The organism is Litchfieldella qijiaojingensis (assembly GCF_014651875.1).
GTDB lineage: Bacteria > Pseudomonadota > Gammaproteobacteria > Pseudomonadales > Halomonadaceae > Litchfieldella > Litchfieldella qijiaojingensis.
In genome coordinates this window covers 1-14,687 of record NZ_BMXS01000008.1, presented here as the reverse complement: position 1 = coordinate 14,687, position 14,687 = coordinate 1, and the positions used below count along the sequence as shown (strand labels likewise).

Annotated in this window: 15 protein-coding genes; 9 read left to right on the top strand and 6 right to left on the bottom strand. The window is 62.5% G+C overall.

Going from position 1 to position 14,687, the window contains the following annotated elements:
• Positions 1-25 precede the first annotated feature (25 nt).
• From IE093_RS09390 to IE093_RS09370, 5 genes are all read left to right on the top strand, one after another.
• Entirely contained in the window at positions 26-1,225 is a 1,200-nt protein-coding gene (locus IE093_RS09390) for an AGE family epimerase/isomerase (RefSeq protein WP_189468484.1), read from the top strand.
• Positions 1,226-1,356: 131 nt separating this feature from the next.
• Entirely contained in the window at positions 1,357-2,631 is a 1,275-nt protein-coding gene (locus IE093_RS09385) for an ABC transporter substrate-binding protein (RefSeq protein ID WP_229803434.1), read from the top strand.
• Positions 2,632-2,689: 58 nt separating this feature from the next.
• Positions 2,690-3,619 carry a carbohydrate ABC transporter permease gene (locus IE093_RS09380; RefSeq protein WP_189468482.1) on the top strand — a complete coding sequence of 310 codons (930 nt, stop codon included), beginning with the start codon at positions 2,690-2,692 and terminating at the stop codon, positions 3,617-3,619.
• On the top strand, positions 3,612-4,490 hold the full coding sequence (locus IE093_RS09375; RefSeq protein WP_189468480.1) for a carbohydrate ABC transporter permease: 879 nt from the start codon (positions 3,612-3,614) through the stop codon (positions 4,488-4,490). Before IE093_RS09380 ends, IE093_RS09375 begins: the two co-directional genes overlap by 8 nt.
• A gap of 18 nt (positions 4,491-4,508) precedes the next feature.
• A complete protein-coding gene (locus IE093_RS09370) occupies positions 4,509-5,630 on the top strand; it encodes an ABC transporter ATP-binding protein (protein ID WP_189468478.1) in 1,122 nt (373 codons plus the stop codon).
• Positions 5,631-5,673: 43 nt separating this feature from the next.
• Here the strand turns inward: IE093_RS09370 and IE093_RS09365 are convergent, their stop codons facing one another.
• The 6 genes from IE093_RS09365 to IE093_RS09340 all read right to left on the bottom strand — a co-directional run bounded on the left by IE093_RS09365 (position 5,674) and on the right by IE093_RS09340 (position 11,328).
• On the bottom strand, positions 5,674-6,114 hold the full coding sequence (locus IE093_RS09365; RefSeq protein WP_189468476.1) for a universal stress protein: 441 nt from the start codon (positions 6,112-6,114) through the stop codon (positions 5,674-5,676).
• A 132-nt stretch (positions 6,115-6,246) separates the two neighbouring features.
• Complete coding sequence (locus IE093_RS09360; RefSeq protein WP_189468474.1) at positions 6,247-7,299, bottom strand: YcjF family protein; 1,053 nt, start codon at positions 7,297-7,299, stop codon at positions 6,247-6,249.
• Positions 7,296-8,699 (bottom strand): YcjX family GTP-binding protein, encoded by a 1,404-nt coding sequence (locus IE093_RS09355; RefSeq protein WP_189468472.1) that lies wholly within the window; start codon positions 8,697-8,699, stop codon positions 7,296-7,298. Before IE093_RS09355 ends, IE093_RS09360 begins: the two co-directional genes overlap by 4 nt.
• Positions 8,700-8,725: 26 nt before the next feature.
• Positions 8,726-9,904 (bottom strand): MFS transporter, encoded by a 1,179-nt coding sequence (locus IE093_RS09350; protein ID WP_189468470.1) that lies wholly within the window; start codon positions 9,902-9,904, stop codon positions 8,726-8,728.
• Positions 9,905-9,914: 10 nt separating this feature from the next.
• Positions 9,915-10,925 carry a GlxA family transcriptional regulator gene (locus IE093_RS09345; RefSeq protein ID WP_189468468.1) on the bottom strand — a complete coding sequence of 337 codons (1,011 nt, stop codon included), beginning with the start codon at positions 10,923-10,925 and terminating at the stop codon, positions 9,915-9,917.
• Between the two features lie 187 nt (positions 10,926-11,112).
• The gene (locus IE093_RS09340; RefSeq protein ID WP_189468466.1) at positions 11,113-11,328 is read right to left on the bottom strand and encodes a hypothetical protein; all 216 of its coding nucleotides are present in this window, start codon (positions 11,326-11,328) and stop codon (positions 11,113-11,115) included.
• A 121-nt stretch (positions 11,329-11,449) separates the two neighbouring features.
• Here IE093_RS09340 and IE093_RS09335 point away from each other — a divergent pair, with 121 nt between their 5' ends.
• The 4 genes from IE093_RS09335 to IE093_RS09320 form a co-directional block, all read left to right on the top strand.
• Positions 11,450-11,998 carry a DUF924 family protein gene (locus IE093_RS09335; protein ID WP_189468464.1) on the top strand — a complete coding sequence of 183 codons (549 nt, stop codon included), beginning with the start codon at positions 11,450-11,452 and terminating at the stop codon, positions 11,996-11,998.
• A 57-nt stretch (positions 11,999-12,055) separates the two neighbouring features.
• Entirely contained in the window at positions 12,056-12,298 is a 243-nt protein-coding gene (locus tag IE093_RS09330) for a GlsB/YeaQ/YmgE family stress response membrane protein (protein WP_189468462.1), read from the top strand.
• A 175-nt stretch (positions 12,299-12,473) separates the two neighbouring features.
• Complete coding sequence (locus tag IE093_RS09325; RefSeq protein WP_229803432.1) at positions 12,474-14,189, top strand: ShlB/FhaC/HecB family hemolysin secretion/activation protein; 1,716 nt, start codon at positions 12,474-12,476, stop codon at positions 14,187-14,189.
• 236 nt (positions 14,190-14,425) lie between these two features.
• Positions 14,426-14,687, top strand: a 262-nt coding sequence (locus tag IE093_RS09320; protein WP_189468460.1) for a two-partner secretion domain-containing protein, incomplete at its 3' end; no start/stop codon positions are given.

Sequence of the window (14,687 nt, the reverse complement as noted above, 5' to 3'; positions counted from 1 at the left end):
TGCCAGCGCCACAAGGATGCGATCCATGAACATCTACGATATCGCCTTTCTCGAAACCCATATCCGCAAGACCATGGCCTTCTACCACCCTCGGGCCATCGATCCTCACGGCGGATTCTTCCACTATCTTCGCGACGATGGCGAGATCTACGAACGCCACCATCGTCACCTGGTATCCAGTGCCCGTTACGTTTTCACCTATGCCCGCTACGGCGCCTATTTCCAGGCGCCGGAATACCTGCGTTGGGCGCGCCATGGCCTGAAATATCTGGAGCAGGTGCATTTCCAGAGCGATTACCAAGGTTATGCCTGGACGCTGCGCGATGGGCAGGTCGAGGACGACACCAACCATTGCTATGGCCTGGCCTTCGTGCTGCTGGCCTATGCCACGGCGCTCAAGGCAGGTATCGAAGACGCCCGAGAAGGACTCTACCGTGTGCATGAGCTCCAGACGCGACACTTCTGGGAACCGCAGTGGCAGCTCTATGCCGACGAGGCGGATCGCCACTGGCAGGTCTCGGACTATCGTGGCCAGAATGCCAACATGCACAGTGGCGAGGCGTTGATCGCGGCATTCGATGCCACCGGTGACGAGCAGTTCCTGACGCGGGCGCTGCAAGTGGCCCAGGCGATCTGTTTACGCCAAGCGGGACAGGATGAGCAGGGCAGGGGCTGGATCTGGGAGCACTACGACCGCCAGTGGCGCCTGGACCTGGAGTATCACCGTGACAACCCGCGTCATCTGTTCCGCCCGTGGGGCTATCAGGTTGGCCACCAGACCGAGTGGGCCAAGTTGCTGCTGATGCTGGATCGACGCCGCCCGCAAGCTTGGCTGTTGCCGACCGCGCGCCGGTTGTTCCTGAGCAGCGTCGAGGCCGGCTGGCATCCCGAATACGGCGGCCTGGTCTATGGTCTGGACCTCGAAGGCAATATCTTCGACGCCGACAAGTATTTCTGGGTGCAGGCCGAGAGTCTGGCTGCCGCGGCGATGCTCGGCAACCGTACCGGCGAGCGGCGTTTCTGGCGTTGGTACCAACGGTTGTGGGACTTTAGCTGGCGGCACATGATCGATCACCAGCACGGTGCCTGGTACCGCATCCTGAGCCCCGACAACCACCCTTACTCTGATGAGAAGAGCCCCGCCGGCAAGGTCGACTATCACACCATGGGGGCATGCTACGACGTGATCGAGACCCTTTCGCGGGGGAATGTTTCAGCCTCGTAATAAAGCCGCAACACTTTCCATTACTTGGTAACCCCTCGCCAAGTCGCAAATGGGCTAGCTTGTTACCAGCCGTTTCACGGTTTACGTCAGTTCTTGGCTACGCAGATCAATAACAAAGAGGGAGTTTCTACATGCCTGCACTCATGCCAGCACGCGCGTTTCGCAAGACCCTGCTTGGCCTGGCCGTCGCCGGGAGCCTGGGGGTTGCCCAGGCCCAGGCCGGCGATGTCGAGGTCCTGCACTGGTGGACCTCGGGTGGTGAAGCCCGTGCCGCCAACGTCCTCAAGGAGTTGATGGAGGAAGAAGGCCACCATTGGGAAGATTTTGCCGTGGCCGGCGGCGGCGGCGAGACCGCCATGACGGTACTCAAGTCGCGGGCGATGTCCGGCAATCCGCCTTCCGCCGCCCAGATCAAGGGGCCCGAGATCCAGGAGTGGGGCGATCTAGGTCTGTTGGGCAGTCTCGATGATGTCGCTGAATCCGAGGGTTGGGACGAAAAGTTGCCGGGTGTCGTTGCCGATGTGATGAAGCATGACGGGCAGTACGTGGCGGTACCGGTCAACGTTCACCGCGTCAATTGGCTGTGGGCCAATCCGGAGGTGCTCGAAGAGGCCGGGGTGGCATTGCCCACCACACTCGACGAGATGTTCGCCGCCGGTGAGGCGATTCGTGAAGCCGGTTACGTGCCGTTGGCCCATGGCGGCCAAGCCTGGCAGGACGCCACCGTATTCGAGACCGTGCTGTTGGCAACCGCCGGCAACGATTTCTACCGCCGCACCATGGTCGATCTCGACCCCGAGGCCCTGGGCAGTGAGCAGATGATCGAGGCGCTGGAGAACTTCAAGCGCATGCGCGAGCTGATGGACGATGACATGTCCGGCCGCGACTGGAATATCGCCACCTCGATGGTGATCAGCGGTAAGGCCGCCATGCAGCTGATGGGAGATTGGGCCAAGGGTGAGTTCACAGCGGCGGGGCTCGAGCCAGGCAAGGACTACCTATGTGTCCCGGCGCCGGGTACCGAGCATTCGTTCACCTTCAACATCGACAGTCTGGCGATGTTCCGCGTCAGCGAGGAGGCCGATCAGGAGGCTCAGCGCACCCTGGCTCGACTGGTACTGGAGCCCGAGTTCCAGAAAACCTTCAATCTGGCCAAGGGGTCGATTCCAGCACGCCCCGATCTCGATATGAGCGAGTTTGACCAGTGTGCCCGGAAGTCCCTCGAGGACTTCCAACGTACCGCCGACGAGGGTGGACTGGTGCCCAGCATGGCCCATGGCATGGCCGTGCGCTCCGATGTTCAGGGGGCGATCTTCGACGTCGTCACCAACTTCTTCAACTCTCCTGACATGAGCGCCGAGCAGGCCGCTCAGCGTATGGTGAGCGCCGCCCAAGCTGTCATGTGAGTCCTGCCCATGGCGCCGCCTGGTTGGCGGCGTCGTGGCGTCACGCGAGGTTATCCCCATGTCGACCGTTACAACTTCGACACGTCCGGTAGACGCTGCACCTGGACGGACGGCCGCTGCACGCCTGCAAGCCTGGTTGCCGCGCCTGGTGCTGTCGCCGTCCATCGCCATTTCACTGTTCTTCGTCTATGGCTTCATGCTGTGGACTTTCATACTGTCACTGACCAATTCGCGCATGCTGCCGAGTTATGAGTTCGTCGGCTTCGCCCAATATGCACGTCTGATGGAAAACGAACGTTGGTGGGTCGCTGCCACCAATCTGGGCATTTTCGGTGGCCTGTTCGTGATCATTTGCTTGGGGCTCGGGCTGTTGCTGGCGATTCTGCTCGACCAGCGAATTCGCCAGGAAGGCGCGTTGCGCACGATCTATCTCTACCCGATGGCACTGTCGTTCATCGTCACCGGGGTGGTCTGGAAGTGGTTGCTCAATCCCGGGCTGGGCATTCAGGCAATGGTGCGCGGCTGGGGCTTCGAGAGCTTCACCTTCGATTGGCTGATCGACCCGAAGATGTCGGTCTATACCCTGGTGATCGCCGCAGTCTGGCAGGCCTCGGGTTTCGTCATGGCGCTGTTTCTGGCCGGCCTGCGCGGGATTGACGACAGCATCATCAAGGCTGCGCAGCTCGATGGTGCGGGCTTGCCGCGCATCTATTGGCGTGTGGTGATTCCGTGCCTGCGACCGGTGGTGTTCAGTGCGGTGATGATCCTGTCGCACATCGCCATCAAGAGCTTCGACCTGGTGGTGGCGTTGACTGGCGGTGGGCCGGGCTACTCCTCCGACCTACCGGCGACCTTCATGTATACCCATGCCTTCACTCGCGCCCAGATTGGTCTGGGCTCGGCAAGTGCCATGCTGATGCTGGGCGGGGTGCTGGCGATCCTGATCCCCTATCTCTACTCGGAACTGCGGAGCCGCAAGCATGGATAACGTGATTCGTCGACGCACCCCGGGGGCGCGCCTGGCACGGGCAGTACTTTATACCGTGCTGATCCTGGCAGTACTGTTCTACTTGATGCCGCTGGTGGTAATGCTGTTCACCTCGATCAAGCCGCTTGATGAAATCCGTGCCGGCAGCTTGCTCGCGATGCCTCTCGACCCGACATTCGCACCGTGGGCCAAGGCGTGGGGCGAGGCTTGTACCGGCATGCGCTGTGAAGGGGTGAGCGTCTACTTCTTCAACTCCATTGCCATCGTGGTGCCGGCGGTACTGATTTCCACCACCATCGGGGCGCTCAATGGCTATGCGCTCACCAAGTGGCGCTTCAAGGGCTCGGAACTGGTCTTCGCACTGATGCTGTTCGGGTGTTTCATTCCCTTCCAGGTGGTGCTCTTGCCAATGGCCCAGACGCTGGGTTGGTTGGGGCTTTCGAGTTCGCGGGCGGGACTGGTGCTGGTGCACGTGATCTTCGGTATCGCCTTCACCACGCTGTTCTTCCGCAACTTCTATGTATCGGTGCCCAGCGAGTTGGTATCGGCGGCCAAGCTCGATGGCGCCGGTTTCTTCCGCATCTTCTGGCGCATCCTGCTGCCGGTCTCGGCGCCGATCATCGTGGTCTCGGTGATTTGGCAGTTCACCCAGATCTGGAACGACTTCCTGTTCGGGGTGGCGTTCTCGGCCCATGACACCCAGCCGGTGACGGTGGCGCTCAACAACCTGGTCAACACCTCCACCGGCGTCAAGGAGTACAACGTCGACATGGCCGCGGCGATGATCGCCGCATTGCCCACCCTGGTGGTCTATGTGCTGGCAGGAAAATATTTCGTCCGAGGGCTTACCGCCGGCTCGGTCAAGGGATAACAAGAAGAGGTATCTGACATGTCCGCATTGGAAATTCGTGAGGTCCGCAAGGACTTCGGCAGCACCCGGGTGCTCAAGGATGTCAGCCTGGCCATCGATTCCGGTGAATTCCTGATCCTGGTCGGCCCCTCGGGTTGTGGCAAGTCGACCCTGATGAACGCTATCGCTGGCCTGGAGCCGGTGACCTCGGGCCAGATCCTGATTGCTGGCAAGGATGTCACCTGGCAGACCCCGGCGGAGCGCGACATCGCCATGGTTTTCCAGTCCTATGCGCTCTACCCGAGCATGACGGTTCGCCAGAATATCGCCTTCGGCCTCGAGATGCGCAAGGTGCCCAAGCGCGAGCGCGAAGAGGCGGTGGAGCGCGTCGCCGACCTGCTGCAGATCTCGCATCTGCTCGATCGCAAGCCGTCCCAGCTCTCCGGTGGCCAGCGTCAGCGGGTAGCGATGGGCAGGGCGCTTGCCCGCGAACCCAAGATTTACCTGTTCGACGAACCGCTCTCCAACCTGGATGCCAAGCTGCGCGTGGAGATGCGTACCGAGATCAAGAAGCTGCACCAGCGTCTGGGTACCACCATCGTCTATGTTACCCACGACCAGATCGAGGCCATGACGCTCGCCGATAGCATCGCGGTAATGCGCGACGGTCACATTCTCCAGCTTGGCACCCCCGATGAGGTTTACAACGATCCGGTCGATATGTTCGTCGCCGGTTTCATGGGCTCGCCGTCGATGAATTTCATCACCGCGACGTTGGAGCATGAGGCCGCCGATTATCGACTCCGTGTTTCGACCCAAGGTGAAGAGGATGTACTGTTGCCCTGGCCGCAGGCGCATGAGACGCCGGTAATCGCTGAGTATGTCGGGCAGAAAGTAGTGCTGGGGCTGCGGCCCGAACACTTCAGCGAAGAGGATGAGCGTCTCGGCGAACATGCGGAAGGCACACTATTCTCGGCCCGGGTCACGGTCGTCGAGCCTACTGGCGCCGATATCCTGCTGCGTTTGCCGCTGGGTGAGAGGGAGGTGACGGCAAGAGTTGGGCCCAAGTGCCGGGTGGCGGCAGGCGAGCGTCTGGCACTGCGCATCGATATGGGAAGGGCGGTACTGTTCGACCCCAAAAGCGAGCAGCGCCTGGCGTGAAGGACGCCAGGCGCTCGTTCCGTTAGAGCGTGCCGGTGTTTCCTCAGCGCACAGTGACCACCGTGCACTTGGCGCTGTGCGTGACCTTGTGCGAGACGCTGCCCATGATCAAGCCAGCGAGATCGCCAAGGCCGCGGCTGCCCAATACGATGGCATCGACGCCCAGTTTCTCGGCCTCATTGAGGATGATACGGGCCGGGTCACCCTGGCCGAGGTGGGTTTCGATCTGGGTGGCACCCAGTTCCTGGGCGTTGGCCTTGGCCTTCTCGATGACTTGTTTGCCGGCCGTCTCGATATCCTCGGGGCTGGCTTCGAGAGGGACGGCACCAATGCCCCACACCAGGGTGGTCTCATGGGCGAGCCGCTCGGGGATATGCAGGATATGTAGTTTGGCATCGCCGTTCTTGACCAGCTCGCAGGCCACACGCAGTGCCTTCTTGGCATGTTCCGAGCCGTCGACGGCAACCAGTAACGATTTGAACATGGAGGGTACCTCTTCGCATTCGCTCGTTTATCGGGGCCAAGTCTCCTTCAGTGTTTCCTTAGCGTAGACTAAAGCGTTTCGGCATCGCTGCCTTGACCTGGATCAAGGGGTGACGTATCCCATGGCAGCGGTTCATCTCTTGTCTGGGTCCTGCTCCAAACGTCGCAGGCGTTGCCAGAGTTCGCGGCGCAGGTCAGCAATGCGCGGAGCTTCGTCCTCGGCGAAGGGCAGCGGTCGGGTGAGGCGCAGGGTACGCAAGCCCAGGCGTGCGCTGAGCAGCCCCACGCCGAGGCCTTGGCCGGCACGCGTCGACAGCTTGCCGGCCAGGTTCATGGATAGCAGCTCCATGCTGGCTTCGCTGGCCATCTCGCTGGCGCCGGCGAAGGCCATGTTGTAGAGCACGGCGCGGAACAGGCGCAGGCGGCTGGCGTAGCCGAGCTCCAGGCCGTAGAGACGGGCCAGGCGATCGAGCATAGCCAGGTTGCGCCACGCCACCAAGGCCATGTCGACCAGAGTCAAGGGGCTTACCGCGACCATGATGGCGGTGTCGCCGGACATCCGCGAGATCAGTCGGCGCGCTTCTCGATCGCGCGGTGCCAGCAGGTGATGGGCCAGCAGCGACCGCGTCTCGCGGCCATCGTGATGCGGCTGGTGAGCCTGCATGAAGCCCTGCCAATGCGGATGATCGTCGTCCAGTTCGAGCTGTCGGCGCAAGGTGTCGGCAAGCTGTCTGGCCTGGCGCGGGGACGCGCTATCGAGTGCCTCCAGGCGTTCCCGCAAATGGGTATGGCGACGCAGTCGACCAAGCCGCCAGAGTTCTCGTACCAGCGCCGAACCTCCCAGGCCCAACGCCAGCAGGCCGAGCAGGCCCCAGGCGCCACTGCTCCAGTCGCCACCCAGTGCGGCGTCATACAGGAGCTGACCAAGTTCCACGGCACCTAGGGCCAGGCCGCCCCCCAACAGCGTCAAAAGCCCCCAGCGGCGTTTGCGTGGGCGGGTTAGGCTGTCGGCGATAGCGGCTTCGGTTCGTTCTTCTGGGACTTCGTCCGGCAGCGGTCGGGTGGCCAGCTCGGGGTCGAAGACCTCGGTGGGGCGGGGATCCCGGAAGGGTGTATCACGTTCGTCTTCGTCGTCGAGGTGGAAACGCCGGCCCGGGCGTGGGTCGTCATGTCGTGCGTTACTCATTGCAATTTGTCTCCGAGCAGCCAGTCCAGCGCCGCGTCCAGGCGGATATGGGGTAGCCCACCATTGTCGCGCGGTGCCGGGCGGAAATCGCGAAAGTCGAACCCCTGGCGAGCCCAGAAAGCGGTATCGGGAAGGCGGGCCGGCACTTCGCCGGGAAATACCAATACCTCTTCGCCATCCAGGGTAGTGCCACGCAGCGCAGGGGTCCGCTTGCCCTGATGCTCGACTTCGCGGGTCTCGGTGGCACGGATCGAGGCCAGCGACATCGCTTTGACCGGGATATCGGCAAAACGCAGGTCTTGCAATGGGTCGGCCAACAATGCCTCGAGCAGGGCGACCAGGTTGGCATGCTGTTCCGGGGTGACATGGTCGGCCTTGGTGGCAGCAATGGCCAGTCGGTCGATGCGTGGCGAGAACAGCCGCGACAAAAGGCTGCGCTTGCCGTAGGCGAAGCTCTGCATCAGCGTCGCCAGCGCCTGGGACAGGTCCTCGAAGCGTTCGGGACCGGCATTCAGGGCGCTCAGCACGTCGACCAGCACGATCTGGCGGTCGAAACGCCGGAAGTGGTTGCGATAGAAAGGCTTGACGATGTGCTGCTGGTAGTGGACGAAGCGCCGGACCAGGGTCCGGTAGACACTTTCTTCGGGCAGGGTTTCCAGTGCCGTACGCTCGCTTTCGCTAAGTTCCGGCAGGGGGAAGAACTGCAGCACCGGGGCGCCCTCGAGGTCGCCAGGCAGCAGAAAGCGTCCCGGTTGCAGGTTGGAGAACCCCGCCTCGCGGGCATTGCGCAGGCCTTGGGCATAGAGCGCGGCAATCTCGGCAAGCTGCTCTTCATCGGCATCGGCGGCCGGGTCGAGCGATTCCACGCCGTCGAGCCAGTCGGCGAACAGTGCGCGACGCTCATGGTTGAGATCGGTAGCGCTGGAAAGTGGCTGGGCAAGGCTCCAACTCAGGTAGTCGTGTCCCAACAGCGGCAGGTCGAGCAGCCACTCACCAGGGTAGTCGAACAGGTCTAGCGTGAGTGTGGCGGTGTCGCCCCGGAACAGGGGTCGGCCAGCCGGGCGGTAGCGGATCGACAGGCGCAGCTCGCTGATGCCACGGGTCGGTTCGGGCCAGCGTGGCGGTGTCGCGTCGAGAGCCGCCAGTGCTTGGTCATAGGGAAAGCGAGGCACGCCAAGGTCCTGCTGAGCCACACGCTTGGCGCCCAGCAGGCGACCCTCGCGGGCGGCGGGCAGCAGGTCGAGCCGTGCCTCCAGCCCGGCGTGGCGTAGCTGGTGGACCAACGAGGTCAGAAACGCAGTCTTGCCAGAGCGTGACAGGCCAGTGACCGCCAGTCGCAACTGGCGGTCCCGGCTACGTTCGAGTAGATCATTGAGTTCGCGTGCCAGGGACTGGCGCATCAGGGACGATTCCGTTCGCAGGTATATCAACCACTAATGTGCGGGCGTTGGCCGCGTCTGGCAAGCCGTTGCCAGGTCAACAGGACGATGGGTACCAGCGACAGGGGAATTAGCAGGGCATTGAGCAGCGACCAGCCGAGCAGACTGACCAAGGGGCCGGCGAGCCAGGCGGTCACCGCCACGGTGGAGAAGACCAGAAACTCGTTGGCGGCTTGGGTGCGTGCCTTCTCGATCGGACGATAGGTCTCGGTGAGCAGGCCAGTGGCTGGCAGGAAGGTGAAATTCCAGCCCAGGCCGAGCAGGATCAGCGCAATGTAAAAGCCGGCCAATCCGGCCTCGAATTGTGCCACTACGGCACATGCCATCAGCAGTATGCAGCCGGTGGCGATCATGCGGGTCGTACCGAAACGAGCGGTGAGATGGCCGGTCATGAAAGAGGGCAGGAACATCGCCAGCACATGCCACTGGATGGTAGTGGCGACATGGTCGAAGTGGAAGCCGGCGCTGGACATGGCGAGTGGCGTGGCGGTCATCGCCAGGTTCATCACCCCGTAGCCGATCAAGGCCGAGACCACGGCGACAATGAACAGCGGCTGACGCATGATCTCGCCGAGCGGACGCGGTTGTCCCTCACCATGGGTGACCTCGGGTGGCGGCAGGCGTGTCAGGGCGAGGATCACCAGCGCCACCAGATAGAGGACGCCGAGACCAAGGAAACTGCCAAGGAAGGGTGTCTCCGCCAACTCGCGACTGACCCGGGCCAACCAGGGCCCAAAGAAGGCTGCCAGCACGCCACCTCCCATCACTAGCCCGATGGCACGGTCGCGCAGTGCCACAGGGGCAGCCTCGACGGCGGCGAAACGATAGAGCTGGCCGAAGCCGATTCCGATACCGATCAGCCAGGTACCCAGCATGAACAGGAAGAAGCGCTCGCCGATCAATGCCTGGGCGGCGACCGCTACGCCGATCAGCCCCATCAGGTTGCCGAGCATGAAGCCACGCTTGCGCCCCAGCCGGCCCATGATCAGCGACGCAGGAATGGTTGCGGTCATCAACCCCAGCCACTGGGTGGCCACGGGGGCAGTGGACCAGGCCGCGTTGGGGGCCAGGTTCGCGCCGATCAGCGGAGAGACGGCGATCAGCAGGATGTTGCCGCTGACCAGCAACGCCTGACACAGCGACAACAGGGTAACGGTAATGGGCATGAGCATGCTCCTAGGCGTCCTTGAGGAGTGAGAGCGAGCTGTTGTCGCGTGAACGATGGCCGAAGCGCTGACGATATATCGTAGGCGAGACACCGTAATAGCGCTGGAAAAGTCGACGCAACTGCTCGGCGCCACCCAATTGCCAGCGTCGGGCCAAGCGTTCCAGAGAGGGTGGCTGAGCGCTCCCGACGAGTGTCAGCCTGGCTTGCTCCAGGCGCAGACGGGTCAGGTAGGTGCCGGGCGTGGTGTTCAATTGGCGACGGAACAGCCGTGACAGATGGCGCGGTGAAACCGCGATGTAGTCGGCCATATCCTCCAGGCGATACGGCTTGGCGGGATCGGCATGCAGCCGGTCCAGTAACCGCCGCAGGGAACCACTGGCCCTCTGTTGTTGGGCCAGGACTTCGCTGAACTGTGATTGGCCGCCGGGCCGATGCAGGAACATCACCAGTTCGCGAGCCACCTGACCAGCCAGCTCGCTGCCTTGATCGGCTTCGAGCAATGACAGTGCGAGGTCGATGCCCGCCGTGACACCGGCACTGGTGTATAGGCCCGAGGATTCCAGGTACAGGGCATCGGCGAGTACTTCGACGCCTGGGTAGTCCTTGGCAAGGCGTTCGCAATGGCGCCAGTGGGTAGTCGCCCGGCGTCCGTCCAGCAACCCGGCGGCGGCAAGCAGAAAAGCACCGGTACACACGGAGCCCAGGCGTCGCACCGCCTTGGACTGATAGCGGAGTATCTGTAGCAAGGCCGGATTTTGACATTGCATCGCCACTCCGCTGCCCCCGGCGATCAGCAATGTATCGAGGGGAGCGAGGCTATCGAGTTCCTGCCAGGCAAGGTCGGCTAGCAGGGGCAGGCCTCCATTGGTGGTCACTGGGCCCACTCGTTCGGCTACCAGATGTAGCCGATAGGGCGTGTGTCCGCTCAGTTGGTTGGCAGAGGCAAAGACCTGCCAGGGGCCACTGACGTCCAGCAGTTGGCAGTCGGGATAAGCCAGCAGGGCAATGGTACGGGACATGGCAACATCTCGGGTAGCGGTCCCAAGAGTGTCGGCCCTGGATGGCATGTCCGCAATGACCGGTATCCCACCGATAAGGACATTGCCATGGAAAAAACCACAACCGTCAGGGTTGGGCGCTTCTCAATCGCCACAACGTCTCTGTTATGAGCCTTTAGTCGTAAAAAATGGCAATATTAGCGAAACATCACTGAGGAATGATCGGCGCGGGAGGAGGTGACACCAGTCCGAAGAGCTGTGCCAGCATCGGGCTGGCGGCGATCAGGAAGCCGAGCACGGCAAGGCCGGCTCCCAACACCTTGCGGCGCCGGTACTTGACCAGTGACAGGCCGGCCAGGCAGACGAGCAGCCCCACGATGTTGAACGCAATCTTGGCCATGTCCAGCAGTTCATAGGCTGACATGTGAGCTCCTTGGAATATCATGTGATGATGCGAGCGGATATCGTCATCGACTACCTTCAGTGAAACAAGTGTGACCTTGCCCCCGCGGGAACCGTCCGGGGGCCCAACCGGGGAACTTGCCATGAGCGAGACGGCCATACAGGAAGTGCTGTCATTCTGGTTCGATGAACTGACACCGCGTCGATGGTTCGCCAAGGACGAAGCACTCGATCGCGAGATCGCCTTGCGTTTTTCGTCGCTGCTCGAGGCTGCCCGTCAGGGCGAGCTATGGCAATGGCGTCTCTCTGCCAAGGGACGACTGGCCGAGATTCTGGTGCTCGACCAGTTCTCGCGCAATATCCACCGCGACACGCCGGCATCCTTTGCCCAGGATCCCCAGGCACTGGTGCTGGCTCAGGAAGCGGTGGCCAATGGCACTGATCGCCGCCTGGACGCCTCGCACAAGGTGTTCCTTTACATGCCGTACATGCACAGCGAATCGCTGTTGGTTCATGACGAAGCGTTGCGTCTGTTCGACCAGTCAGGGCTGGAAGAGAATCTGCGTCACGAGCGACGGCACCGCGACATCATCGCCCGCTTCGGGCGTTATCCTCATCGCAATGCCATTCTAGGGCGGGAATCCACGCCGGAGGAAATTGTCTTTCTGCAGGAGCCGGGGTCCTCGTTCTGAATCTTCCGGATCAGACGTGGGCCCATTCGATATGGAGTAAGGAAAAAGGAGAGACAGATGGGTTTGATTCTGTGGTTGATCATCGGTGGCCTGGCGGGCTGGATCGCCGGCAACGTCATGCGTGGCGGCGGTTTCGGCATCCTCGGCAATATCGGGGTGGGGATCGTCGGTGCGCTGGTGGGCGGTTTTCTGTTCAGCCTGCTGGGACTGCAGTCGGGCGGCTTCATCGGCTCTCTGGTGACCGCGACAGTGGGCGCCGTGGTGCTGCTGTGGGTTATCGCCAAGGTCAGAAATGGCTGAGATGGTGGGCTGCATCACCCGGGCAAGTGAGCGGTGATGTACTTGGCCGCCCAGAGTGAGTCCCAACAAGGCCTGCTTCCGACGAGGAAGCAGGCCTTGTCAATTTTTTCCTAAAGTTTCTCTCCCTGCTGCCGTTACTGCCCTCAAGAAGCAAGTGCGTAGCAGGGAATGCATCGTGGAAAAACGTCGAATAGGGAGCTGTCTCGGGACGCTGGCGCTGTGCCTGTGGAGCGCCATGGCCGTCGCGGCCGACTTGCCTCCCGACGTGAACGCGGGATCCGCCGACCGGAACTTCATTCGCGGCGACCAACAGCGCCTGCTGGACGAACAGCAGCGCAAGCTGCAGCAATTGCAACGCCTGCCGGGCGAACGCGACGCGCCGTCGGCATCCCCTGAGTCGCCCCAGGCGCTATGCCTGCCGATCGATACCATCGAGCTGGAAGGCGTCGCGTTGCTCAGCGACAGCCTGCAACACGAGTTGAGTGCCCCCTTCGCCGGGCGTTGCCTGACGGTGGATGAGCTCAACGAACTGCTGCGGACAATCACCCAGGCCTACACCGAGCGCGGTTTTGTCACCTCGCGGGCCTACCTGCCGCAGCAGGATCTGTCCCAACGGCACTTGCAGGTGGTGGTCGTCGAGGGTCATATCGAGGCGCTGGAAAGTAGCGGGAACGTCCCGACACCTCGCGAATTGGCCATGGCCTCGCCGGCCGAAGTGGGCGAGGCCCTCAACCTTCGCGATCTCGAACAACTGATCGATCAGTTGAATCGCCTGCCGTCGCGTCAGGCCACCATGGAACTGGTGCCGGGCGAGACGGTGGGCGGCAGCCGGGTCCAAGTCACCAGCGAGGCAAGCCGACCGGTCAGGGTTTCGCTGGGACGCAACAATGACGGCAGCACCGGGACCGGCGAACAGCAGTGGAGCGCGAGTGTCGAGTGGGATAGTCCATTGGGACTCGCCGACCAGTTCGTCGCCCAGTGGGGGCACGACGTCACGGGCCAGTCCGATATCGGCTCGAGTAGCCGCTATTTCGGTTATAGCCTGCCGTATGGCGATTGGACCTTCTCTTATAGCTACACCGATAGCGATTATCTCACCGTTGCCGAAGCCAACGGCTTCATCTTCACCCTCGATGGCAAGAGCGAGCGGCACCGGCTGCAGGCCGAGCGGCTGCTGTGGCGCGATAGCGTCAGCAAGACGGCCGCGAGTGTCGGCCTCAGTCGTCTGTCGACGCGCAACTACATCGATGGCGCGCGCATCGAGGTCAGCAGTCAGCGCCTGAGCGAGCTGAGCCTCGGCCTCAACCACGGCCGCCGTCTCGGCAAGGCGCTGGTCAATGCCGACCTCGGCTGGCACAAGGGCCTGACCATGCTCGGCGCCCAGGGCGATGGTTCCGATATTCCCGGCACGCCACGGGCGCAGTTCGAAAAGACCACCCTGACGCTGAGCTATCGCCAGCCCTTTGCCCTGTTCCAGCAGTCGTTGAGTTTCTCGAGCCTGCTGCATGGCCAGTGGAGCGATGACGTCCTTTACAGCCCGCAGCGCCTGAGTCTCGGCGGCCAAAGTTCGGTGCGTGGCTTCAAGGAGCAGTCCCTGAGCGGCGACAGCGGCGGGTACTGGCGTAACCAGGTCACCTGGCAACACCCGCTCGATGCCGCCCGTCCCCTCTTCGACAGCGTCGAGGCCTCGCTGGCCTATGACGTGGGCGTGATCCACCACGGTCGCCACAACCCCGAGCTCCACGGTCGCCTGAGTGGCTATGCCCTGGGCCTCGGCCTGCGCGGTAAGTACCTCGCCGCCAATGTCAGTGTCGCCCACTCGCTCGAACGCCCCGACGTGCTGCCCCGGCGGGAAACGCCGCTGGCCTTCAGCGTCACGGCGTTCCTGTAAGCGACATACCGCCAGGGTGGGGTCGTGAATGACCACGGGAAAATGAACAGAACGAACAACCAAGGAAACGCTGAAGAAATCGACGAGCATGCTCAAGCGCAAGGCGCACGGAGCACAGGAACCGGAGCATATGGGGTATATGTGAGGATTCCGCGCACCGCGCAACGCAGCGATTGAGGAGCGCAGGCATTTATTCAGTGTTTCCCTAAAAATAGTGATGCAGGGACGCAACCACCATGAACATCCGTAGCCCGTTGGGCCGTTACGTTGCCATCCTCCTCATCAGTGCCCTGTTCTGGCACCCGGTCATCGTGCTGGCCGACGGCATCGTCGTCGCCCCCGGCAGCGGCAACACCGCCCTCGACCGGGCGGGCAACGGCGTGCCGGTGGTCGATATCGCCACCCCCAACCGGCGCGGGCTGTCGCACAACCGCTTCACCGACTACAACGTCGACAGCCGTGGCGTCATCCTCAACAACGCCACGCGCAAGCTGCAGG

Coding starts and splice junctions, on each gene's coding strand:
- IE093_RS09345 (WP_189468468.1), bottom strand. CDS start 10,925: ATGTCCCGTACCATTGCCCTGCTGGCTTATCCCGACTGCCAACTGCTG.
- IE093_RS09350 (WP_189468470.1), bottom strand. CDS start 9,904: ATGCCCATTACCGTTACCCTGTTGTCGCTGTGTCAGGCGTTGCTGGTC.
- IE093_RS09330 (WP_189468462.1), top strand. CDS start 12,056: ATGGGTTTGATTCTGTGGTTGATCATCGGTGGCCTGGCGGGCTGGATC.
- IE093_RS09390 (WP_189468484.1), top strand. CDS start 26: ATGAACATCTACGATATCGCCTTTCTCGAAACCCATATCCGCAAGACC.
- IE093_RS09360 (WP_189468474.1), bottom strand. CDS start 7,299: ATGAGTAACGCACGACATGACGACCCACGCCCGGGCCGGCGTTTCCAC.
- IE093_RS09385 (WP_229803434.1), top strand. CDS start 1,357: ATGCCTGCACTCATGCCAGCACGCGCGTTTCGCAAGACCCTGCTTGGC.
- IE093_RS09375 (WP_189468480.1), top strand. CDS start 3,612: ATGGATAACGTGATTCGTCGACGCACCCCGGGGGCGCGCCTGGCACGG.
- IE093_RS09365 (WP_189468476.1), bottom strand. CDS start 6,114: ATGTTCAAATCGTTACTGGTTGCCGTCGACGGCTCGGAACATGCCAAG.
- IE093_RS09380 (WP_189468482.1), top strand. CDS start 2,690: ATGTCGACCGTTACAACTTCGACACGTCCGGTAGACGCTGCACCTGGA.
- IE093_RS09340 (WP_189468466.1), bottom strand. CDS start 11,328: ATGTCAGCCTATGAACTGCTGGACATGGCCAAGATTGCGTTCAACATC.
- IE093_RS09355 (WP_189468472.1), bottom strand. CDS start 8,699: ATGCGCCAGTCCCTGGCACGCGAACTCAATGATCTACTCGAACGTAGC.
- IE093_RS09335 (WP_189468464.1), top strand. CDS start 11,450: ATGAGCGAGACGGCCATACAGGAAGTGCTGTCATTCTGGTTCGATGAA.
- IE093_RS09370 (WP_189468478.1), top strand. CDS start 4,509: ATGTCCGCATTGGAAATTCGTGAGGTCCGCAAGGACTTCGGCAGCACC.